Genomic DNA, 21,462 nt, shown 5'->3' with positions numbered 1-21,462 from the left:
CTTTTTTAGTGCGCGGTCGTTAAGCCTGTTTCACCTCAGGCACCTTGCGCGGCGCCATAAAGTAGAGCCAGGTCAGCGCCAGGAAGTACATGGTCGGAATCAACGTAAACAACACGGCGTAATTGTTGTTGGTGACGGTCAGTACATACCCCACCAACTGCGTCATAAACATCCCGCCAATCGCCGCACACATCCCGCCAAAACCAAACACGGTGCTCATCATGTGCTTGGGCGTGAAGTCCATTACCAGGCTCCAGATATTGGCGGTCCACGCCTGGTGCGCGCCCACGCCCAGGGCGATGGCCAGCACGGCGATCCACAGCCCGCTTGCATGCGCCGCGAAGATCACGCCGATGATGGCGCAGGCACAGAGCAGCATCGACAGCAGCCGTGCCTTAATTGCGTTCATACCGCGGCCGATCAGCCACGACGACAACACGCCGCCGCCGATGCTGCCGAAATCGGCGGTGAGCCAGATCAGAATCAGCGGAATGCCCATCTGCGACACGCTGATGCCCAGGTTGTATTGCTGGTTCAGAAACGGCGGCAGCCAGTACAGGTAAAACCAGAACACCGGCGCGGTCATCGAGAACGCGATGGCAAATGCCCAGGTGCCACGCATGCGCAGAATTTCGCGCAGCGGTACGCGGGCCTGGGCCGGTTCTTCGTTGTGCTGGATGTAGTCGAGTTCGCTCTGTTTAACGCGTGGGTGGTCTTCGGGGTTGAAGTATTTCAGGCCCCAGAACACCAGCCAGATCGCGCCCAGTGCCGACATGCAGAGGAACACCGCCTGCCAGCCCCAGGCCACTAGAATCAGCGGCAGCAAGGCGGGGGTGAGCATGGCGCCGACGTTGGTGCCGGCGTTGAAGATGCCGGTGGCCACGGCCCGTTCGCCGGCCGGGAACCAGATGCGGGCGGTCTTCACGCAGGCCGGGTAGTTGGCCGCTTCGGTGAGGCCGAGCACAAAGCGGCAAACCATAAAGCCGACCGCCGAGGTGGCCAGGCCATGGGCGCCAGTGGCGATGCTCCAGAGCAGTACGGCGAAGAAGAAGGCGCGTTTGACGCCGACCCTGTCGATAAACCGCCCTTGCAGCAGAAAGCCGATGGCGTAGCCGACCTGGAACCAGAAGTTGATGTTGGCGTAGTCCATCGCCGTCCAGCTCATCTTCTCGGCGAGCACCGGTTGCATCACGCCCAGTGCGGCGCGGTCGATGTAGTTCAGGGTGGTGGCGAAAAACACCAGGGCGAGCATGGCCCAGCGGGTTTTGCCCACTGCCATGGCGCCGCGGATTTTGTCGCCGATGCCGGCGTGGGGCGAAACGGCCTGCGCCGCTACGGGAGTGCTTTGGGACTGAATCATGGGGGTGACCATCCGTTCTAAGACTGCGCGAGCATTCCTGCTTTTGAGTAAAGCAGGCGTCTCAAGGCAGACGACTTGCGTGCGGACCGTTCGCCGGAGTGCGGCGCGGCAGGCTAGGGCAAGACGGTGTCTGCGGCTAAGGGCGTGTCAGGGGCGCAAGGCCCGTCTGAGTGCGGTCTGGATGGCGAGAGGCGTGATGATGAGCATGAGGGTGTACCTGTTTTTGAAATTGTTATGGTCTGGTTATGTACCGCGATCGCCTGATTTCGGCCCTTTAACGACTGCATGCACGGCAAGGGGACCGAAGAGCGACTGCAATGTGGAACCGATGTTGGTCACTGGCGAAAAAATCGTCAATTCGATAAACGGCCATTTGGTCGATAATCGAACACAAAAGTAACCAGTCAGTACAAAATTCTTTTCGCATTAAAGCTGATGGCGAATACTCCATGCACCCTGATTCGCATCGTCAAACGGTGCGCGCCAACAAAAACAGGAGTTGAAGCATGCAACGTTCGATTGCCACCGTTTCCTTGAGCGGCACCCTGCCGGAAAAGCTTGAAGCCATTGCTGCCGCCGGTTTCGACGGGGTAGAAATCTTCGAAAACGACTTGCTCTACTACGCCGGCAGTCCGCGCGAGATCCGCCAGATGTGCGCGGATCTGGGCATCGCCATCACCCTGTTTCAGCCCTTCCGTGATTTTGAAGGCTGTCGCCGCGACCGCCTGGCGCGCAACCTTGACCGCGCCGAACGCAAGTTCGACCTGATGCAGGAGTTGGGCACGGACCTGGTGCTGGTGTGCAGCAACGTGGCTGCTGATTCGCTGGGCGACACGCAAATTCTGGTCGACGACCTGCGCCTGCTTGGCGAGCGCGCCGGTGCACGCGGCTTGCGGATTGGTTACGAAGCCCTGGCCTGGGGCCGGCATGTAAATACCTACCAGCAGGTCTGGGAGATCGTTCGCCAGGCCGACCACAGCGCCGTCGGCGTGCTGCTCGACAGCTTCCACACCCTGTCGCTCAAGGGCGACCCGGCTGCTATCGCCGATATCCCCGGCGACAAGATCTTCTTCGTGCAGATGGCCGATGCGCCGATTCTGGCGATGGACGTGCTGGAGTGGAGCCGGCATTTTCGTTGCTTCCCCGGCCAGGGCGAATTCGACTTGGCGGGCTTTCTCGCGCCGATCATTCGCAGCGGCTACACCGGCCCGCTGTCGCTGGAAATCTTCAACGATGGCTTTCGCGCCGCGCCGCCGCGCGCCAACGCGGCCGATGGCCTGCGTTCGCTGCTTTATCTCGAAGAGAAAACCCGCAACCTGCTGGAGCGCCAGGCCAGCGAGGGCACGATTACACCTGTGCCGGCCGGCAGCCTGGACATGCTGGTCAACCCGCCCGCTGCCAGCCGGTACGACGGTGTGGAGTTTCTGGAATTCGCCGTGGATGGCGAGCAGGGCACCAAGCTCGCCGGTTGGTTAGAGCGTCTGGGCTTTGCCCGCGCCGGTCAGCACCGTTCCAAAGACGTGAGCCTGCTGCGCCAGGGCGATATCAATATCGTGCTCAACGCCGAGCCCTATTCGTTTGCCCACAGCTTTTTCGAAGCCCACGGCCCGTCGCTGTGCGCCACCGCCCTGCGGGTAAAAGACAGCCACAGCGCCTTCGAGCGCGCCCGTGAATTCAAGGGCCAGCCGTACCGTGGCCTGGTCGGGCCGAACGAGCGGGAGATTCCGTCGCTGCGCGCGCCGGATGGCAGCCTGATTTATCTGGTGGGTCAGGCCGAGAACGGTCTGTATGACAGCGACTTCATCCTTAATGACAGCGTTGTGCCCAGCGGCAATCTGCAGCGCATTGACCATATGGCCATGGCCCTGCCGGCCGACAGCCTCGACAGTTGGGTGCTGTTCTACAAAGCATTGTTCGACTTTGCCGCCGACGACGAAGTGGTGCTGCCAGACCCCTACGGCCTGGTAAAAAGCCGCGCCCTACGCAGCAGCTGCAGCTCGGTGCGTCTGGCGCTGAATATCTCGGAAAACCGCAACACCGCCATCTCCCATGCGCTGTCCAGCTACCGGGGTTCCGGCGTGCACCACATTGCGTTTGCCTGCGACGACCTTTTTGCCGAAATCAACCGCGCCAAAGACGCCGGCGTGCCGCTGCTGGATATCCCGCTGAACTACTACGACGACCTGGCCGCGCGCTTTGATTTCGACGATGAGTTTCTGAGCGAGCTGGCCTATTACAACGTGCTTTACGACCGTGATGCCCAGGGCGGCGAGCTATTCCACGTGTACACCGAGCCGTTCGAAGGGCGGTTCTTCTTCGAGCTGTTGCAGCGCAAGAATGGCTATGTGGGGTATGGCGCGGCGAACGTGGCGGTGCGGTTGGCAGCCATGGCTAAAGTGCGCAGCGGCTCCGGTCGCCAAACCCGCTTGTAGTGCTTTCATCGGATCACGGCCAGGACCATAATCGCCGCTACCTTGCCCAACCGGCCGTGAGCCTTGTATGACCCTTATCCAAGAACTTCCCGAGGAGCTTCCGGAGGCCCCTCGCAAAAGTCGCAAGAACAACCCGGAAAAGACCCGCGAGAATATCTTGCAGGCGGCCATCGTCGAGTTCGTTCAGCAGGGCCTGTCCGGCGCCCGCGTGGACGCCATCGCCGAGCGCACCCACACGTCCAAGCGGATGATCTACTACTACTTCAACAGCAAAGAAGAGCTCTACGTTGAAGTGCTGGAGAAACTCTACGGCGACATCCGGCGCACCGAGGCTCAGTTGCACCTGGCTGAGTTGGAGCCGTTCGAAGCCATCCGCCGACTGGTGGAATTCACCTTCGATCACCACGACCGCAACGTGGATTTCGTGCGCATTGTCTGCATCGAAAACATCCACAACGGCGCCAACGTCAAACAGTCGCCGACCATCCGTTCGCTCAGCCACAACGTGCTCAATCTGCTGGATGAAACCCTGCGCCGTGGCGAAGCGGCGGGGCTGTTCCGCCCGGGGCTGCAAGCCATCGACATGCATTTGCTGATCAGCTCGTTCTGTTTTTACCGGGTGTCCAACCGCCATACGTTCAGCGAGATCTTCCAGATCGACCTGACGGATGAGCAGGTAAAACAGCGGCATAAGGCGATGATCTGCGAATCGGTGCAGGCGTATCTGCGTAAATAAAAAAACGGCCTGTAACGGCCGTTTTTTTATGTGCGCTTCTTGTTGGGCTTCGCTGCGCTCAACCCAACCTACCCGATGTCGTAGGTTGGGTTGAGCGCAGCGAAGCCCAACTAAGCTCCCGCCACTCAGTTACTGGCGCGTACCGCCTCCACCGACTCATACATGGCCTTGACCAGCGCCGGGTCCATATCTTTGGAGAACTGCTCGATCACCGGTTTTACTTTTTCGCGGAAGCGTTCCATTTCGGCCGGCGAAATGGAGTTGGCCTGCATCTCCGTCGACAGCTCGCTATACGCCGAATCCTGAGCGACTGCGGTGATCTGACGTTGGTACACGGTTGCCTCTTTGGCCGCCTCGGTGATCACAGCCTGCTCCTCTGCGTTGAGCTTGCCCCAGCTTTTCGCGCCAATCACAAAAGACTGCGGGTTATAGATGTGCTGGGTCACGCTCAGGTATTTCTGCACTTCGTTGAACTTGCTGCCTTTGATCACGGTGAAGGGGTTCTCCTGGCCATCCACGGTCTTCTGTTCCAGGCCCGTGTACACCTCAGGGAACGGCATTGGTACCGGGTTGGCGCCGAGGGCCTTGAAGGTTTCCAGGTAGATAGGGGACTGAATCACGCGCACCTTCAGGCCCGCCATGTCTTCCCACTTGGTGACCGGGGTTTTGCTGTTGGTCAGGTTGCGGAAACCCAGGTCCCAGTAACCCAGATTCAACAGGCCTTTGCTTTCCAGGCGCTTGGCCAGTTCTTTGCCGACCGGGCCGTCGATCACGGCCTGGGCTTCCTTGGTGTTGTTGAACAGAAACGGGAAGTCGAGCAGTGCGAACTCAGGCACTTGCGCGGCGAGAATGCCTGAGTTGAGTACGGTCAGATCCAGGGTCGAGCCTTGCAGCGCGGACACGGTTTGCAGGTCGCCGCCCAGCACGCCGCCGGGGAACAGGCGCACGGTCATTTTGCCGCCGCTTTTCTCTTTCACCAGGTCGGCGAATTTCTGCGCGCCCTGGCCCTGGGGGTGTTCCTTCACGTTCTGGAACGCAAAGCGCAGGGTGTGCTCACTGATTTCGGCGTGGGCGGTCAGACCGTTGAGCAGCAGGCCTGCAGCGCAGGCAGAAGTGAGTAAGGGTTTCAGCCATTTTTTCATTGTCGGTGTTCTCCATTGTTGTTGTTTTGAAGCACGAGACTTTCCTTGGGACCCGGCGCTTAGCCGGTGAAAAACTTCAGCGGCACCAGCACCAGTTGCGGGAATATCACCAGCAAGGCCAGCACTATCAATTGCGCCAGCATGAACGGCCAGACGCCGCGGGTGATCTCTTCCAGGGTCAACTTGGAAACGCCACACACCACGTTGAGCACGGTGCCCACCGGCGGGGTGATCAAGCCAATCGAGGTGTTCACCAGAAACAGCACGCCGAAATACACCGGATCGATTCCGGCCTGAATCACTACCGGCATCAGCACGGGCGTGAGGATCAGGATAGAAGGCGTCATGTCCATTACGGTGCCTACCAGCACAATCAGCAGCATGATCATCAGCAGCAGCGCGGTGGGGGAATCGAGGAACGGCGCCAACACGTCGGTAAGTTGGCCAGGCAGGTCGGCGATGGTGATCAGCCAGGACGACACCATGGCTGCCGCCACCAGCAGCATCACCACCGAGGTGGTTTTGGCCGCCGATAACACCACTTCGTAAAGCTGGCTGAGCTTGAGCTCGCGGTAAATGAACAGCGACACGAACAGCGCGTATACCGCCGCCACCACGGCCGCTTCGGTGGGGGTGAAAATGCCGAACTTGAGACCAAAGACAATGATCAAGGGCAAGCCCAGGGCCCAGCTGCCATCGAGCAGGGTTTTGATGATTTCGCTGCGACTGGCCTTGGCCGGCGTGGCGATATTTTCGCTGCGCGAAACAAACCACCAGGCGACTGCCAACGAAACGCCGAGCAGCAGGCCGGGCACGATGCCCGCCAGAAACAGCTTGGAAATCGATACGCCCGAGGCCACCCCGAACACGATAAAACCAATGCTCGGCGGAATGATCGGCGCCAGGATGCCACCCGAGGCGATCAGCCCGGCAGCGCGTTCTTTGTTGTGGCCGGCTTGCACCATCATCGGCACCAGGAGTGCCGCCAAGGCAGCGGCGTCGGCCACAGCCGAACCGGACAGCGACGCCAGCAGACACGAAGCAATGATCGCCACGTAACCCAGGCCACCACGCTTATGGCCGACCAACGCCATGGCGATGTTCACGATGCGTCGAGACAGGCCGCCGGCATTCATGATTTCGCCGGCCAGCATAAAGAAAGGTACGGCCAGCAGCGGGAAACTGTCAGCGCCGTTGAGCAGGTTCTGGGCAATGATCTGGGCGTCGAAGAGGTCCAGTTGCCACATCAGCACCACGCTCACCAACAACAAGGCAAAAGCAATCGGAATACCCAGGGCCATGGTGCCGAGCAGGGAGCCGAGAAACAGTAGAAGGGTCATGGGCGGCTCCCTTCGCTGGCGGGCAGGTGCACCGACTCGATCTCCGCCTTGCCCAACGGCAAGCGCCCCTGCAGGGCCAGAATCAGCTCGCCAATGATGATGGGAATAGCCGTTACGCCGAACACCACGCCGATGCCATAGAACCAGGCCATGGAGAGGCCGGAGGCGGGGGCGACCACGTCAAGGTTGATGACGGCTTGCTGCCAGCTGCCACTCAAGATCAGCCAGGCGATGTACAGCATCATCAGTTGACCGATGGCCAGGCACAGGTTGCGCCCGCGTGCGGGTAGCTTCTTGATCAGCAGATCAAGGCCCAGGTGACCGCGTTCGCGCATGGCAATCAGTGAGCCGAGAAACACCATCAGCACAAACAACCAGCGCGACAGCTCTTCGGAAATGGTGAGGCCGGAGTTGAATGCGTAGCGCATCACCACATTGCCAAACACCATCAACACCATGCCGAGCATGCACAGCACGACTATCAATTTCAGGAAGCGGAAGTACAGATCGATAATTTTTGTCATTGTTGTTGATCTCGCAAGGCTGACCACAACCGAGACTGTGGGCGCCATTTTTTATTGTTGAGTGTGTAGTGCCGGTTACGCGGTCATCCCTTTGAAGTGCTCTTGCATACGTTGTGCATCGGCGACCACGCCGCTGAACAACTCAAACGCTTTTACCGCCTGAAACACCGCCATGGTGCCGCCATCCAGCGTGCGACAGCCCAGCGCGCGGGCTTCGCGCAGCAGTTCGGTTTCCAGTGGGAAGTAGACGATCTCGGCCACCCATAGGGCGGCGCGCAGCAGTTCCTTGGGCACCGGCATGCCCGGCAACTTGGCCATGCCCATAGGTGTGGTGTTCACCAGGCCGTCCGCGTTGGCCATGGCGCCGGCCAGATCGTTGCCCGCCTGGGCGCGGTTGCCGGGGAAGTGCTCATTGAGGTTTGCGGCTAACGCCTGGGCGCGGCTGGCATCCACATCGAAAATGCTCAGGTGCTGCACGCCTTCAATCAGCAGGGCATGAGCCACGGCGGCGCCGGCACCGCCCGCACCCATCTGCACCACGCGCTCGCGGGCCACGTCATTCAGGCCACGACGAAAGCCTTCGGCAAAACCCAGGCAGTCGGTGTTATGGCCGATGCGTTTGCCGTTCTGAAACACCACGGTGTTTACCGCGCCAATTCCACGCGCTTCGGGGGAGAGTTCGTCCAGCAGCGGAATCACCGCCTGCTTGCACGGAAAGGTGATGTTCAGACCGGTAAAACCACTGTGCTCGGCGGCGCTGATCAAGCTGGGCAGATCGTCGAGGCCGAGCTTCAGGGCGTCGAGGTCAATCAGCCGGTACAGGTAACGCATGCCCTGGGCATCGCCTTCATGCTCATGCATGGCCGGGGTGCGCGAGGCCTGAATGCCGGAGCCGATCAGGCCGGCCAGAATGCTGGGAGGTGTGGACATGTTCAGGCCTGCAACAGATGGGCGAAGTGCTGGACGGCCATGCGGTAGCCGTTGCTGCCAAACCCGGCGAGCACGGCCACGGCAATGCCGGACACATACGAGTGGTGACGGAATTCTTCGCGCTTGTGCACGTTGGACAGGTGTACTTCGATTACCGGCAATTCGCTGGCGACCAGCGCATCGCGGATGGCGACGGAGGTGTGGGTCCAGGCGCCGGGGTTGATCACAATGCCGACGCAGCGGCCGCGGGCCTGGTGAATCCAGTCGATCAACTGGCCTTCGTGGTTGGTTTGCTGAAATTCCACGTCGAGATCCAGCGCGCTGCCGGTGCGGCGGCACAGCTCGGCGATATCGGCGAGGGTTTCGTGACCATAGGTGGCGGGCTCGCGGGTGCCGAGCATATTGAGATTGGGGCCGTTGAGTACCAGCAGGGTACGAGGCATGTGGGAACTCTCCATTGTTATTGTCGGTTTGCTGGCGTGGGCCGCAAACGCTTGTAGGAGAAAATGTACTAACCGGTTAATACGGTCAATGCTCCGTTAGTCTGTTGTCCGATAATCGACCAGTTTCTATTGCCAGCAATCGCTGGGCGAGTTTGGTTATCGCCCGCCATCAGCCCGTGAAATCGCACTTAAGGATGTGACGAGGAAGTCGATATAGTGCGTAGGATTCAGCCGACAAGAGCTGAAGCATTCGCCTCGCTCCCCCGGAGAACACTCCCCATGTTTGGATGGCTTACTCAGACGCTGAGCAATATCAGCGTCGGCGCAAAACTGGCCCTCGGTTTTGGTTTGGTCCTGCTGTTGACGCTGTTGATCACGCTGGCTGGTTGGGTGGGCCTGACGTCCGTGCTGGAGCGGGGCGACAAGTTGGCGGCGATCTCCAAACTGGGCGCCACGGCGCGCGATGTGCGCATTTCCCGTCTGAGCTATATGCAGACCAGCGACAGCGCCCACAGCGCCACCGTGCTGGAAAACCTCGACAAGCTGGACGCCGGTATTCAGCACGGCAACGAGGTGATGAAGCAGCCCAGCGACCTGGCGCTGCTCAAACAGGCCGGCGATGCCAGCAGTCTTTATCGCCAGGCGTTCAACCAGATGAACCAGGGCGTTGCCACCCGTGAAGGGCTGCGCAGCCAGTTCGGCAAGTTCGCCGATGCGGCGGTGGCCGAGCTGGGCAATGTGAGCGCGGCGGTGCATGCGGTTGAAGTGACCGAAGAAAATGCCGAGCAGCATGAAACCGCGGTCGATTCGCTGATCGCCCAAGGCGCGTTGATTCAAAACGCCCGTTTCGAGTTGCGCGGTTTCACCTACAGCGGCAAGGCCGAGCTGCAACAACCGGCGCTGGCTGCCATCGACCAGGCGCTGGCCAACCTCAAACCGTTGGCAGACAAACTGCCAAGTGAGCAGGCCGCCGGGCTGCAAAAAGTGGCTGAGGCATTGAACGGTTACCGCGCCACCGTGGGCCAGTTTGCGGCGGCGTTATCCTCCATCACCGCCGCGCAGGCGGTGCTGGATACGCAGATCGCGCAGATTTTCGACGCCTGCACCAAGTTGACCATCAGCCAGAACGCCAAGCGCGACGCAGAAGAGCACGAGGCCCGACTGATTCTGCTGGTGGCCTCTGCGATCGCCCTGGTGCTTGGCCTGATCGCCGCGCTGTTTATCACCCGGCAGATTGTCGGACCGCTGAAAACCGTGCTGCGCCGGGTGGAACGCATCGCCTCGGGCGACCTTAGCCACGACATCGAAACCCGACGCGGCGATGAACTGGGCCAATTGCAGAGCAGCATGCAGAACATGACCCTGGGCCTGCGCGAGTTGATTGGCGGCATTCGTGACGGCGTCACCCAGATCGCCAGCGCTGCCGAAGAGCTGTCGGCCGTTACCGAGCAGACCAGCTCCGGGGTAAACAGTCAGAAAGTGGAAACCGATCAGGTGGCCACCGCGATGCATGAAATGACCGCCACCGTGCAGGAAGTGGCACGCAATGCCGAAGAGGCCTCCGAAGCCGCCAAAACCGCTGACCAGCAAGCCCGTGACGGTGATCGCGTGGTGGGCGAGGCGGTCGCGCAGATCGAGCGATTGGCGATTGCGGTGGGCAGTTCCACCAACGCCATGAACGACCTCAAGCGCGAAAGCGACAAGATCGGCAGCGTGCTGGACGTGATCAAGTCTGTGGCGCAACAAACCAACCTGCTGGCCTTGAACGCCGCCATCGAGGCCGCGCGTGCCGGTGAAGCCGGTCGTGGGTTTGCCGTGGTGGCCGACGAAGTACGCAGCCTGGCGCAGCGCACCCAGCAATCCACCGAAGAAATCGAAGAGCTGATCAGCGGCCTGCAAAGCGGCACTCAGCAGGTGGCCACCACCCTGGAAAACAGCCGTGACCTGACCGACAGCAGCGTGGAATTGACCCGCCGGGCCGGTGAGTCGTTGGGCAGCATTACGCGTACGGTGTCGGCGATTCAGGCGATGAACCAGCAGATCGCCACGGCGGCCGAAGAGCAGACCGCAGTGGCTGAAGAGATCAACCGCAGCGTATTGAACGTGCGCGATGTGTCGGAACAGACGGCGGCGGCGAGTGAAGAGACGGCGGCGTCGAGCGTGGAGTTGGCTCGGTTGGGCGGGCATCTGCAGAGCTTGGTGCAACGCTTCCGGATCTAAGCTGGCTGTTGATTTTTCGATCTACGCCTTTCAACGGTCTAGATCGAGCGAGCTAGAGCGAGGCAAGGCCAATACGGCCCGGGCAAAAACGGTTTTTGAAGCGCAGTTGGCTGTAGCCAATGAGCATTCGAAAACTGTTTTTAACGCAGCATCGCCGACGCGCAGCCGATCGGTTAGTAACGGGTTACCAACCGCCGCCACCACCTCCACCCCCGCCTCCACCTGAAGAACCCCCGCCTGACGAACTGCTACTCCCCGAGCTGGAACTGGAACCCGAGGACGGACTCGGCGGCGGAGTTGACGCCGTGCTAGCTGCGGCCACCAATGCGCTACTCAACGCACTCGGCGTACTGAACCGGCTGCTGTCGCGATACCACGTCGGCTGATACGTCGGCTCGCTCCACTCCACCACGCCACTGGCAATCGCTGCACTCAGCCGCGCGGTCCATTGCTGTTCCACGCCCAGGGCCATGGCATAGGGCAGGTGCTGCTCGTACAGGGCGATGGTCATGGCCGGTGCATCGGCGGCGCGGGCCAGGGTGTCGGTTTCGGCCAGTTGCAGGTAGTTGCGGTAGCCTTCCAGTTCGTCGAGGAGGGCGCGACCTTCTACGGTCGGCGCCTCTAACCAACGGCGGAATAGCCAGATTTGCAGCACGATCAGCACCACACTCACCGCCACATATGGCGACGTGGTGTAGAGCATCGCCGCCGCCGTGCCCAGCCCGCCGAGCACGAACAGCAGACCAAACAGAATCGGCACACTGCCAACCGCGTTGGAGCGCCCGAGGCTGGTAATGGTGTTCCAGCCAAACGCCATCAACGCGACGCCTATGGCGACGAAAATAATCGGGAACAGGGCGAACAGCATCACCGGATCACCCAACAGGCCCATGGCCACAAATGCCAGCAGCGCGCCGAGCATGCCCAAGTACCAGGGTTTGCGGTTTTTGCTGAACAGCCGGTCGCCCCATTCACGGAGTTTTTCGCGATGGGCCGATAGCGCTTCGCTCAGTGCTTTGATGTATTTATTGCCGACCCGAATCTCGCTCTTGTCGTTGGCAAACAGCTGGGTGAACAGTGCTCGCTCGTGGGGCTGGGCCGCTTCGTCCAGCGCACCTTTGCTGAGAATAAAGGCGGTGCTTTTAGGCGCATCGGCAAGGCTCAGCACCTTGCGCCGGGCAAGGTCGGTGACGGTAATGGTGAAGGCTTCAACGTCGCTGAACTGCTGACTGAACCCTTCATTCCATACATAGCCCGCGCGCGCCGGGCTGACGGTGTCGGGCGCCTCGTAGCGGGGAATGATCACGCCTTTGGCCGGGTCGCGGCCGACCTTGCGCCACCAGTGGAGGTAATAGGCAAACAGGCCGAGCACCGCGAGTACGGCGACCAGCACCGGCAGGTTGTCCCACACCAGGCGCGCGGCGCGCACCAGGGCGTTAGGCCGTTTGACCAAGCCGGCCTGCCAGTCCAGCGCGATGGTAAAACCTTCCCTGGCGGCCAGCGGCTGGGTGATGGCCAGCTCCACCACGTTGTCGTGCTGGCTCACCACTTTGTAGGCGCGGCCGCCGGTGCGCCCGGCATACCCGGTGTAGCCGGTCAGTTGGTCGATACGCGCGCCTTCGGGCAACTCGATCCGGGCGGTGGCGTTGGCAATCGGGAACTGCCACTGGTTGCCCGTAAGGTTCCAGTACAACTCGGCCTTCTCGGCCGTGAAATGCAACTGCGCGTCCATGCGGTATTTCAGTTCGTACAGGTGCTGGCCCTGCTCGACGAATTCATCCGGCGAGCCCAGGTAATAGCGCACACCCCACTGGGTGTTTTCCTTTTTATATGGCTCGCTATGGCCATCGCGCTGCACGCTGAGCAGATCGACCGGCGTATGCCGCCGCAGAGCGCCGGGCAGGCTGTAGGTGGTGGGAATGTCGCGGTAAATGCCGTGGCGAATCTGCTCGCCTTCGGCCGTCACCTGGATGCGCTCGGTAATCAGCAACTCGCCGCTGGGCTCGACCTTGAGGGTGATATCGAAGTGGTCGATACGCTCGTCAGCCAACACCCAGTTGGGCAGAAAAATGCAGCACAAAACAAGGGCGCGGATCAGTCTTCCCGACATGCTTAAAACTCCATTTTTGGTGACTGCGCCTGGCTCACATCATCCAGCGTAAAGTACGCCGCACCGCTAAACCCAAAGGCCTTGGCCAGCAGATTGGTCGGCACCGACTCCACCAGAATATTCAGCTCGCGCACCGCGCCGTTGTAGTAACGGCGGGCCATCTGAATATGGTCTTCCACTTCGCTTAAGGTGCGCTGCAGATCGAGAAAACCGCATCGGCCTTCAGCTCGGGATAGGCCTCGGCGCGGGCGAAAACCTGTTTGAGAGTGGCCGACACCTGGCCCTCTGCGGCGCCGCGTTCCGGCGCGCTGCTGGCCTCGGCGCGCTGGGCCTGGCTGCGTTGTTCGGTCAGCGTGCTGAGCGTGCTGCTTTCATGGGCCATATAGGCTTTCAGGCACTGCACCAATTGCGGAATCAGGCTGGAGCGGCGCTTGAGCTGCACATCGATATCGCTCCAGGCCGCCTCCACCCGCACCCGGTTGAACACCAGGCGGTTGTAGCCCCAGATAATCCCGGCCGCCAGTACCAGTAGCAGCGCCACCACGAACCATCCCATCGTTCCTTGCATGCCATTACTCCCTTGCCGCGCCGCGGCCCGTGTCTGGCTGGCGATGCTACTGCAAAACGATGCAGGTGGGTTTCCCCAAGGTTTGGGAAGCGACCTACTCGGCGGTGAAGGCCGTCGTAAATCGCTGAAAGCGGCGCGCGCGTAGCGTCGACCTCTAGGTTTTTTCCGCATTTCGCGGGCCGAGCAGGAGGTGGACGATGAGTCGAGTCGAAGCGTTATTGGTGTGGGCGGGGATACTGCTATTGGCCGTAGCGGCGGTGTTGCTGGTTGCCCATGGCAACCTTTCCGAATGCATCGATCTGATCGACGGCGGGTGCCAGGAGGTAGGCTTTGCGTATGAAGGCGGCGGCAAGCTGGCGCTGCTGCTGGGCTTTGTTTTGCTTCTGCTGGCGGCGTTGCATGGGCTCTTCAGCGGTCCGGGAAAACGCAACCGCTGAAGTTACTTCCATCGTATCAGCCGTTCTTGCGCTGCCCCGCATCCCGATACGCCAGGTATTTACGCTGGGTGGCGATATGGTCGGCGATGATCTTGGCGTCGTGCCACACGCCCCAGATAAAGGTCGAGCCGCGGCGCAGTAGCCATGGCAAGCCGAGGAAGTACACACCCGGCTCGCTGGACACCCCGCGCTGGTGCTGCGGTTTGCCGTTGGTATCGAAGGCGTTCACCTGTAGCCAGCTGTAATCCACTGCATAGCCGGTGGCCCAGATGATGGAAGTAACGCCGGCTGCGGCCAGGTCCAGGTTCTGTAACGGGTGGGTGACGCACTCGGGCTCCGGCAGAAAGAAGCGCGCTTCTGGCTCTTCCGGCAAGTCCAGGCCATTGCGGGCGATATAGGCATCGGCCGCATCCAGCAGTGACAGGTAGTTCTGGTCACCGGCAGCGAGGTTCTGCGCCAGGTCAGCCTTGAACTTCACCACGTTGCCGTCGAACGAATCGGTCAGGCCCACCAGGGTGATACCCAGTTTGGCCAGCGCGCGAAAATCCACGGTGTGCCCGCCACGGGCGCCGCTTACGGCGATGGTCACGTGTTCTTTGCCCGGCTTGCTGGCCGGCGCATCCCACTCGCCGAGCACGCCCAACCACCAGCAGAAATCGCGGTTGCGGTAGGCGCGTGGCGGCCGGTCATGGGCACCGACAGACAAATACACCTGCTTGCCGGCGCGCTGTAATTCATCGGCAATCTGCACGCCCGACGAGCCCGCGCCCACCACCAGCACGGCGCCTTTAGGCAGTTGCTCGGGGTTGCGGTAGTCGGCCGAGTGAATCTGGTTGATGCCCAACAACTTTGGCGCAATCGGCGGAATCACCGGCTTCTGGAACGGGCCGGTGGCGGCTACCACGCGGTTGGCTTCGAACACGCCTTGCGAGGTTTCCACGGTAAAGCCCGGGCGGTCGGCATTGCGGGTGACTTTTTTTACCTCAACGCCAGTGCGCACCGGCGCGTTGAATTTCTCGGCGTAGGCCACGAAGTAGTCGGCAACGACCTCTTTGCCGGCAAAGGCATCCGGTTCCATGCCGTCGAATTCCAGGCCGGGAAAGCGGTCGTGCCACACCGGGCCGTTGGCGACCAGCGAATCCCAACGGCCGGTGCGCCAGGCTTCGGCAATGCGGCTGCGCTCCAGCACCAGGTGCGGGACGCCGAGGTTGGAGAGGTGCTCGCTCATGGCGATACCGGCCTGGCCTGCGCCAATCACGAGTGTGTCGATACTGGTTTTTTCAACGGTCACAGCGGCGTCCTTCTTAAAGGCGGTTTCACGCACGAGCGAGAATGGAAGTTCGATGGGCGCATTCTGTTCAGCCGCAGCCAATAGCGAAAATATGATTTATGTAGTCGCTGCCTAGGAAAAGTTGCCCCGCGCGCAAGCGCTGGGTTACGCGGCGCAACGGTCCGGCAAAACCCCACCTATGCTGGAGCTACCGAGCGCGCAGACGCTCATCGGTGGGCGGCCCATTTCATGTACGAGTTGTTGGTTAATACCCTGCGGGCCTCGCCCGAGATCGCCATTTTTCTAGCCATTTCCCTCGGCGTTTTAATTGGCCGCATTCATATCGGCAGCTTCCACTTGGGCTCGGTGGCCGGTGCGCTGTTGATGGGTTTGGTGATCGGCCAGATCGGCCTGGACGTGCCGCCGATGGCCAAGTCAGTGTTCTTCGTGTGTTTATCTACGCGGTCGGTTTCAAGAGCGGGCCGGAGTTTTTCGGCAGCCTCAATCGCGGCACGTTAAAGCTGGTGCTGGTGTCGGTGGTGCTCTGCGCCACGGCGCTGGGCTGCATTCTGGCGATGAACGCCATCTTCCACTTCGACGCCGGTTTTACCGCAGGCCTGGGCGCCGGCGCGCTGACCGATACGGCGATCATGGGGACCGCCAGCAGCGCCATCAATCAGTTGAGCCTCGATGCAGCGGCCAAAACCCAGCTCAACAGCCATATGGCCGTGGCCTACGCCATCACCTACCTGTTCGGCACCATCGGCCTGGTGGTGTTTGTCGGCTCCATTGCGCCGCTGTTGCTGGGCATCGATGTGCGCGAATCGGCACGGGAGCTGGAATTGGAACTGGGCATCGCCCGCGAGGAAGACGCCATTACCGTGCCCTACACACGCATCGTCGTGCGCGCCCACAAAGTAGCGGCCGAGGGCGCGGCGGACGGTAAAACCGTCGGCGAAATCGAGGCGTTGCACACCAACCTCAGCATCGAACGGGTGGTGCGCGGCGACCAGGTATTCGAGCGCGACCTGAGCCTGACCCTGCGCGCCGGCGATGTGGTCGGCGTATACGCCATTCGCGAAGCGGTGAGCACCCTGGCGCAGTGGATCGGCGCCGAGATCGATCATCCGCTGTCCTTGTCGTTCCCCACGCGCCAAGCCGAAATTGTGCTCACCTCGCCGACCTTCGCCGGCAAAACGGTCAGCCAGGTGAAAGCGTTGCTGTCCGGCATCGAGCGCCTCGGCTGTTTTGTGGTCGGCATTACCCGTCAGGGCCTGGACCTGCCGCCGCTACCGGAAACCGTGCTGCGCCGGGGCGATGTAATCACCCTCAATGGCCGCACCACCAGTGTCGAAGCGGTGGCCGCGCAGTTGGGGCGGATTCGCGAGACCAGTTACCACAGCGATATCGCCATTCACACCTTGGGCATGGTGGTCGGCTCCCTGGTGGGCTTGCTCTCGACCCATATCGGCATGATTCCCGTGGAGCTCGGTGTGGGCGGCGGGGTGCTGGTGGTGGGGCTGCTGATCGGCTGGTACAACTCGCGGCATCCGGAAGTCGGCGCGCTGCCGCCAGCGGCGCAGTGGGCGTTTGCCGAGTTTGGTTTGACGGCCTTTGGTGCCGTGGTCGGGTTGCTCGCCGGCCCGGCCGCCATTACTGCATTGCAGGAAAACGGCCTGGCCATTCTGGTCGCCGGGGTGGTAGTGACCATCGTGCCGCCGCTGGTAACGCTGTACGTGGGCCGTTACCTGCTCGGCCTGCACCCGATGATTCTGCTCGGCGCCCTGGCCGGCGCGCAGACTGAAGCGGCGTCGATGAACAAGATCATCGACCAGTCCGGCAGCAGCACGCCGGTGATTGGTTTTACCGTGTGCTACGCCATTTCCAACGTGCTGCTGGCGGTGTGCGGGCCGATCATCGTGTTTGTGGTGGCGGGATAGGAGCGCGCCATTCATCTGCTGAAACGTAAATACTTGTACGAAGTTGTTGAGTTGTACAATTTTTTTGTTAGTGTCGCCTTGATATCAGTCGGCCATGGTTTTTGGCGCGCTTTGCCATTGCACCCCGGTCAGGATTCCATAGGCGAGGTCACACGATGTTTTCTAAGAGTCTCAAGCTAGAGCTGGCAGCCAGGACGGCCGAAGTGGAAGGATTCAAAGGAATGATGGCCGCGTTGGAGCGTTCCATGGCCGTGGTCGAGTTCGACCTTGAAGGCCGCGTGCTGCGCGGCAACCAGAATTTTCTCGACACCCTCGGCTACCGCGCCGAGCAGGTCGTCGGCAAACCCCACCGCGATTTCTGCACCGCCAGCCATGCCGCCAGCCGTGAATACGCGGACCTGTGGGCCAGCTTGCGGGCGGGCAAATTTGTATCCGGCACCTTCCAACGGGTAGACGCCAGCGGCCGCAAAGTGTGGCTCGAAGCCAGCTACAACCCGGTGTTCGACACAAGCGGCAAGGTGCTGAAAGTGGTGAAGTACGCCATGGACGTCACCGCCAAGGTGATGCGCGAAAGCGATATCCACGCCCGCCTGGACGCCGTTGACCGCGCCATGGCCATTATCGAATTCGACCTCGAGGGCAACATCCTCAGCGCCAACGACAACTTCGTGCACGCGATGGGGTACGGCCTGAACGAAATCATCGGCAAACCGCACAAGATGTTCTGCGAGCCGGCGCTGGTGAACAGCGCCGAATACGGCGAGCTGTGGCGCGGCCTTAACCGCGGCGAAATCCGTGGCGGGCAGTTCAAACGCCTGGCCAAACACGGCCGCGTGGTGTGGCTGGAAGCCACCTACAACCCGGTGTACGACGCGGACGGCAAGCTGTGCAAAGTGGTGAAATTTGCCCGCGACATTAGCGAGCGCATCGAAAAGCAGGAACAGGACGCCCAAAGCGCCGCGCGTGCTTACCACATCTCCGCCGAAACCGAGAAAGCCGCCGAGCACGGCACCGACGTCATCCAGCAAACCGCCCACGAAATGCGCCAGATCGCCAGCAACATTGGCGCCTCGGCCGCGCTGGTGGCGCAACTTGGCGCGCGGTCCGAGCAGATCACCGCCATCGTCAACACCATCCGTGGCATCGCCGACCAGACCAACTTGCTGGCGCTTAACGCCGCGATTGAAGCGGCGCGCGCCGGCGAACAAGGCCGCGGTTTTGCCGTGGTGGCCGACGAAGTGCGCAGCCTGGCCGGGCGCACCAGCGGCTCGACTGCCGAGATTGCCGAGCTGATCGGCAAGATCCTGCAAGAAACCCGCGAAGCCGTGGCCAGCATGAGCCAGACCCAGGAGGCGGCGAACCACGGCGTGGAACTGGCCGATCAGGCCGGCGTGGTGATTGTGCAGATCAGGGATGGGGCGAGCGGGGCGGTGGAGGCGGTGAGCCGGTTTGCGGCGGCCCTTGATGGGCACGATCCGGCTCTCAAGGGCAAACCGAAGATGGCGCGCGCCTAAGATCAAAAACTCGAGGCTGAAGCCTCTCCCACAAAGGATCGAGCACCCCTGTAGGAGAGGCTTCAGCCTCGATGCTTTTGATCTTCTACACAACTTTAGACCGACGCGCAGCCGATCGCTTAGAAACAAAAAAGCCGGCTTGTGGCCGGCTTTTAGTGGGAAGCTTTGGCTTATTTTTGGTAAGCCGCAACCGCCTTCAAAATCTCGGCGCGGGCTGCGTCTGCATTGCCCCAGCCTTCTACCTTGACCCATTTGCCTTTCTCGAGATCTTTGTAGTTCTCGAAGAAGTGCTTGATCTGCTCGAGCAGCAGCGCAGGCAGGTCGGTGTATTCCTTAACGTCGACGTACAGCTGCGACAGCTTGTCGTGCGGTACGGCCAGCAGTTTGGCGTCGCCGCCGGCTTCGTCGGTCATGTGCAGCACGCCAACCGGGCGCGCGCGAATCACCGAGCCTGGGGCTACTGGATAAGGGGTTACCACCAGCACGTCGAGGGCGTCGCCGTCGTCAGCCAGGGTGTTGGGGATGTAGCCGTAGTTGGCCGGGTAGAACATTGGGGTGGCCATAAAACGGTCGACGAACAGGCAGTCGCTGTCTTTGTCGATTTCGTATTTGATCGGCGCATGGTTGGCCGGAATCTCGATGGCGACGTAGATGTCGTTCGGCAGGTCTTTGCCGGCCGGGATCTTGCTGTAGCTCATGGGTTCGCTTCCCTTGGTTGGCCAATCAGGTCTGGCGCAGCGTGTGCCGGCCAAAAAGTGGGCGCGATTATAGGCATAAACGCCTGCCGTTACCATGCTTGGCGTCTGCGCTCTAAGTCGCGTTTGTCTCGTTCAAACGGTGCACATGCAGGCTCTGCAAGCGCGTCAACGGGTCTTGCTGATAGAACAACTGCAATTGCTGGTAAACCTTGGGGTACGCCTGCACCAACAGATCCGGTGCGCTGAAAAAGTACTCGCTTGTGACCGCAAAAAACTCCGCCGGGTTCTCCGCCGCGTACGGGTCGATGGCGGTTTCGGCGTCGGGGTTGTTATCCAACTGCGCATTGAGGTCGTCGTAGGCGCTCTGCATGGCGCTCGACCAGTCTTCCAGCCGCATATTGCGGTGCAGCGGCGGCAGGCCATTGGCGTCGCCGTTGAGCATATCCAGCTTATGCGCCAGCTCGTGAATCACCAGGTTGTACGCATCCCAGCTGCCGCTGCTGACTACGCCGGGCCAGGCCAGAATCACCGGGCCGCGTAGCCAGGCTTCGCCGCTGTGCTCGCCGTCCCATTCGTGCTCGATGCCATTGGGGTCGCGGTGGCGCTGCGGGCTCACGAAGTCACCGGGGTACAGCAGAATTTCGTGAAAGCCCTGATACCAGTCCAGGTCCGGCAAATGCAGCAACGGCAATTGCGCCTGGGCCGCGAGGTGCAGGCGGTCTTCGCCGTGCAGCTCGACGCCCGCCAGGGCGGTCAGGTGTTTGTCGTGCAGAAACAGCACGGCGCGGCGTTGCAGGCGTTTGAGTTCTTCGCCATTCAGGCCGTCGAGGATCGGCAAGCGGTGCAGCACCCGGGCCCAGCTTTCAGGCGTTATCGGGTGCTTGGCGAGAATGCGGCGCTGGCGCCAGCCACGCAAAAACCACATGGCGCGGTGCCGATCAGTGCGTCGAGTCGGGCGCGGTGTCTGGGCGCAGGCGGTGATGAACCCAGCCGATCAGCATTGGCAGCAGGGAGCAACCAATCACCACCAGAATCATCAGCGATAGGTTTTCTTTCACGAAGGGCGTGTTGCCGAAGAAGTAGCCCAAGGTGACCAGGCCGCCAACCCAGGCGACGGTACCCAGCACGCTAAAACCGAGAAAGCGCAGGTAATGCATTTTGCCGACGCCAGCCACGAACGGGGCGAAGGTCCGTACGATGGGCAGAAAGCGCGCCAGTGTGACGGTCTTGCCGCCATGGCGATCGTAGAAGTCGTGTGTGCGTTGAAGGTAGTCGCGGCGGAAGATTTTCGATTTGGGATTGCTGAAGAGTTTTTCCCCGACGTTGCGCCCAATCAGGTAATTGGTGCTGTCACCGAGGATGGCCGCCGCCATCAACAGCGCCGCCAGGGCTACGGGGTCCATGCTGCCGGTGGCGCACATGGCGCCGGCAATAAAGAGCAGGGAATCGCCGGGCAGGAAGGGCATGACCACCAGGCCGGTTTCGCAAAAGATCACCAGAAACAGGATGGCGTAGATCCACGCACCGTAGTTGGCCACCAGCACGGCCAGGTAATTGTCCAGGTGCAGAATCAGATCGATCGGGTTGAATTCCATATGACGCCTATTGCGCTGCGATGAAAAGGCACTGGCGTTCGATAGCCGGTAGGTCGGTCGGCATTATAAGAGCAAGGTCCGGGGCTCGCGCTGCAGTTTGTTGCAGCGCGTTTCCAGCAATGCGACCGGCGGCCCAGTGCTGAAAACAATCTCGCCCTGCCTTGGTGCGCGCTCTGGCGCGGCGTTCGCTCTTGGGGCCGCGA

At 61.2% G+C, this 21,462-nt stretch carries 16 protein-coding genes and 4 pseudogenes; 8 read left to right on the top strand and 12 right to left on the bottom strand.

Features of this window, described 5'->3' with window-relative positions:
- Positions 1-19 precede the first annotated feature (19 nt).
- Positions 20-1,360, bottom strand: a complete 1,341-nt coding sequence (locus AC0V2S_RS04880; RefSeq protein ID WP_475508754.1) for an MFS transporter — start codon at positions 1,358-1,360, stop codon at positions 20-22.
- 506 nt (positions 1,361-1,866) lie between these two features.
- Between AC0V2S_RS04880 and quiC the strand changes: the two genes are divergently transcribed.
- Positions 1,867-3,792: a 3-dehydroshikimate dehydratase QuiC gene (quiC, locus tag AC0V2S_RS04875; protein WP_475508753.1), complete on the top strand. Its 1,926-nt coding sequence runs from the start codon at positions 1,867-1,869 to the stop codon at positions 3,790-3,792.
- A 67-nt stretch (positions 3,793-3,859) separates the two neighbouring features.
- Positions 3,860-4,528 carry a TetR/AcrR family transcriptional regulator gene (locus AC0V2S_RS04870; protein ID WP_475508752.1) on the top strand — a complete coding sequence of 223 codons (669 nt, stop codon included), beginning with the start codon at positions 3,860-3,862 and terminating at the stop codon, positions 4,526-4,528.
- A gap of 125 nt (positions 4,529-4,653) precedes the next feature.
- Here the strand turns inward: AC0V2S_RS04870 and AC0V2S_RS04865 are convergent, their stop codons facing one another.
- The 5 genes from AC0V2S_RS04865 to aroQ all read right to left on the bottom strand — a co-directional run bounded on the left by AC0V2S_RS04865 (position 4,654) and on the right by aroQ (position 8,907).
- Entirely contained in the window at positions 4,654-5,670 is a 1,017-nt protein-coding gene (locus AC0V2S_RS04865) for a TRAP transporter substrate-binding protein (protein WP_475508751.1), read from the bottom strand.
- Positions 5,671-5,729: 59 nt separating this feature from the next.
- Entirely contained in the window at positions 5,730-7,010 is a 1,281-nt protein-coding gene (locus tag AC0V2S_RS04860; protein WP_475508750.1) for a TRAP transporter large permease subunit, read from the bottom strand.
- A complete protein-coding gene (locus tag AC0V2S_RS04855) occupies positions 7,007-7,534 on the bottom strand; it encodes a TRAP transporter small permease (protein ID WP_475508749.1) in 528 nt (175 codons plus the stop codon). Before AC0V2S_RS04855 ends, AC0V2S_RS04860 begins: the two co-directional genes overlap by 4 nt.
- Positions 7,535-7,609: 75 nt before the next feature.
- Positions 7,610-8,464, bottom strand: coding sequence for a shikimate dehydrogenase (locus tag AC0V2S_RS04850; RefSeq protein WP_475508748.1), 855 nt, complete (start codon positions 8,462-8,464; stop codon positions 7,610-7,612).
- Between the two features lie 2 nt (positions 8,465-8,466).
- On the bottom strand, positions 8,467-8,907 hold the full coding sequence (gene aroQ, locus AC0V2S_RS04845; RefSeq protein ID WP_475508747.1) for a type II 3-dehydroquinate dehydratase: 441 nt from the start codon (positions 8,905-8,907) through the stop codon (positions 8,467-8,469).
- A 279-nt stretch (positions 8,908-9,186) separates the two neighbouring features.
- On the opposite strand from aroQ, the pseudogene AC0V2S_RS04840 reads away from it, so the two are divergent.
- Both AC0V2S_RS04840 and AC0V2S_RS04835 read left to right on the top strand, forming a co-directional pair.
- Positions 9,187-10,269 (top strand): annotated as a pseudogene (locus AC0V2S_RS04840) (methyl-accepting chemotaxis protein); the annotation flags it as partial.
- Positions 10,255-11,127 (top strand): methyl-accepting chemotaxis protein, encoded by an 873-nt coding sequence (locus AC0V2S_RS04835; RefSeq protein ID WP_475508984.1) that lies wholly within the window; start codon positions 10,255-10,257, stop codon positions 11,125-11,127. The pseudogene AC0V2S_RS04840 and the gene AC0V2S_RS04835, both read left to right, overlap by 15 nt.
- A 184-nt stretch (positions 11,128-11,311) precedes the next feature.
- Here the strand turns inward: AC0V2S_RS04835 and AC0V2S_RS04830 are convergent, their stop codons facing one another.
- Both AC0V2S_RS04830 and AC0V2S_RS04825 read right to left on the bottom strand, forming a co-directional pair.
- Complete coding sequence (locus tag AC0V2S_RS04830; protein ID WP_475508746.1) at positions 11,312-13,237, bottom strand: DUF2207 domain-containing protein; 1,926 nt, start codon at positions 13,235-13,237, stop codon at positions 11,312-11,314.
- 2 nt (positions 13,238-13,239) lie between these two features.
- Positions 13,240-13,793: pseudogene (locus AC0V2S_RS04825) on the bottom strand (LemA family protein).
- Positions 13,794-14,002: 209 nt separating this feature from the next.
- Between AC0V2S_RS04825 and AC0V2S_RS04820 the strand changes: the two are divergent.
- The gene (locus AC0V2S_RS04820) at positions 14,003-14,242 is read left to right on the top strand and encodes a hypothetical protein (RefSeq protein ID WP_475508745.1); all 240 of its coding nucleotides are present in this window, start codon (positions 14,003-14,005) and stop codon (positions 14,240-14,242) included.
- A gap of 16 nt (positions 14,243-14,258) precedes the next feature.
- Here the strand turns inward: AC0V2S_RS04820 and AC0V2S_RS04815 are convergent, their stop codons facing one another.
- On the bottom strand, positions 14,259-15,566 hold the full coding sequence (locus AC0V2S_RS04815; RefSeq protein WP_475508744.1) for a flavin-containing monooxygenase: 1,308 nt from the start codon (positions 15,564-15,566) through the stop codon (positions 14,259-14,261).
- A 195-nt stretch (positions 15,567-15,761) separates the two neighbouring features.
- Here AC0V2S_RS04815 and aspT point away from each other — a divergent pair.
- The 3 genes and pseudogenes from aspT to AC0V2S_RS04800 all read left to right on the top strand — a co-directional run bounded on the left by aspT (position 15,762) and on the right by AC0V2S_RS04800 (position 18,966).
- Positions 15,762-17,452: pseudogene (gene aspT / locus AC0V2S_RS04810) on the top strand (aspartate-alanine antiporter).
- Between the two features lie 155 nt (positions 17,453-17,607).
- Positions 17,608-18,381: pseudogene (locus AC0V2S_RS04805) on the top strand (PAS domain-containing protein); the annotation flags it as partial.
- Entirely contained in the window at positions 18,367-18,966 is a 600-nt protein-coding gene (locus AC0V2S_RS04800) for a methyl-accepting chemotaxis protein (protein WP_475508983.1), read from the top strand. The pseudogene AC0V2S_RS04805 and the gene AC0V2S_RS04800, both read left to right, overlap by 15 nt.
- Before the next feature lie 170 nt (positions 18,967-19,136).
- Here AC0V2S_RS04800 and ppa read toward each other — a convergent pair whose 3' ends face one another.
- The 3 genes from ppa to AC0V2S_RS04785 all read right to left on the bottom strand — a co-directional run bounded on the left by ppa (position 19,137) and on the right by AC0V2S_RS04785 (position 21,259).
- Positions 19,137-19,664 carry an inorganic diphosphatase gene (ppa, locus tag AC0V2S_RS04795; protein ID WP_475508743.1) on the bottom strand — a complete coding sequence of 176 codons (528 nt, stop codon included), beginning with the start codon at positions 19,662-19,664 and terminating at the stop codon, positions 19,137-19,139.
- Positions 19,665-19,776: 112 nt separating this feature from the next.
- Positions 19,777-20,589: a M90 family metallopeptidase gene (locus tag AC0V2S_RS04790; protein ID WP_475508742.1), complete on the bottom strand. Its 813-nt coding sequence runs from the start codon at positions 20,587-20,589 to the stop codon at positions 19,777-19,779.
- Between the two features lie 13 nt (positions 20,590-20,602).
- Positions 20,603-21,259: a DedA family protein gene (locus tag AC0V2S_RS04785; protein ID WP_475508741.1), complete on the bottom strand. Its 657-nt coding sequence runs from the start codon at positions 21,257-21,259 to the stop codon at positions 20,603-20,605.
- Positions 21,260-21,462: the final 203 nt, after the last annotated feature.

The organism is Pseudomonas sp. CC11G (assembly GCF_056174845.1).
The sequence above is the reverse complement of the archived record's forward strand: the minus strand, read 5'-3'. Positions and strand labels throughout refer to the sequence as shown.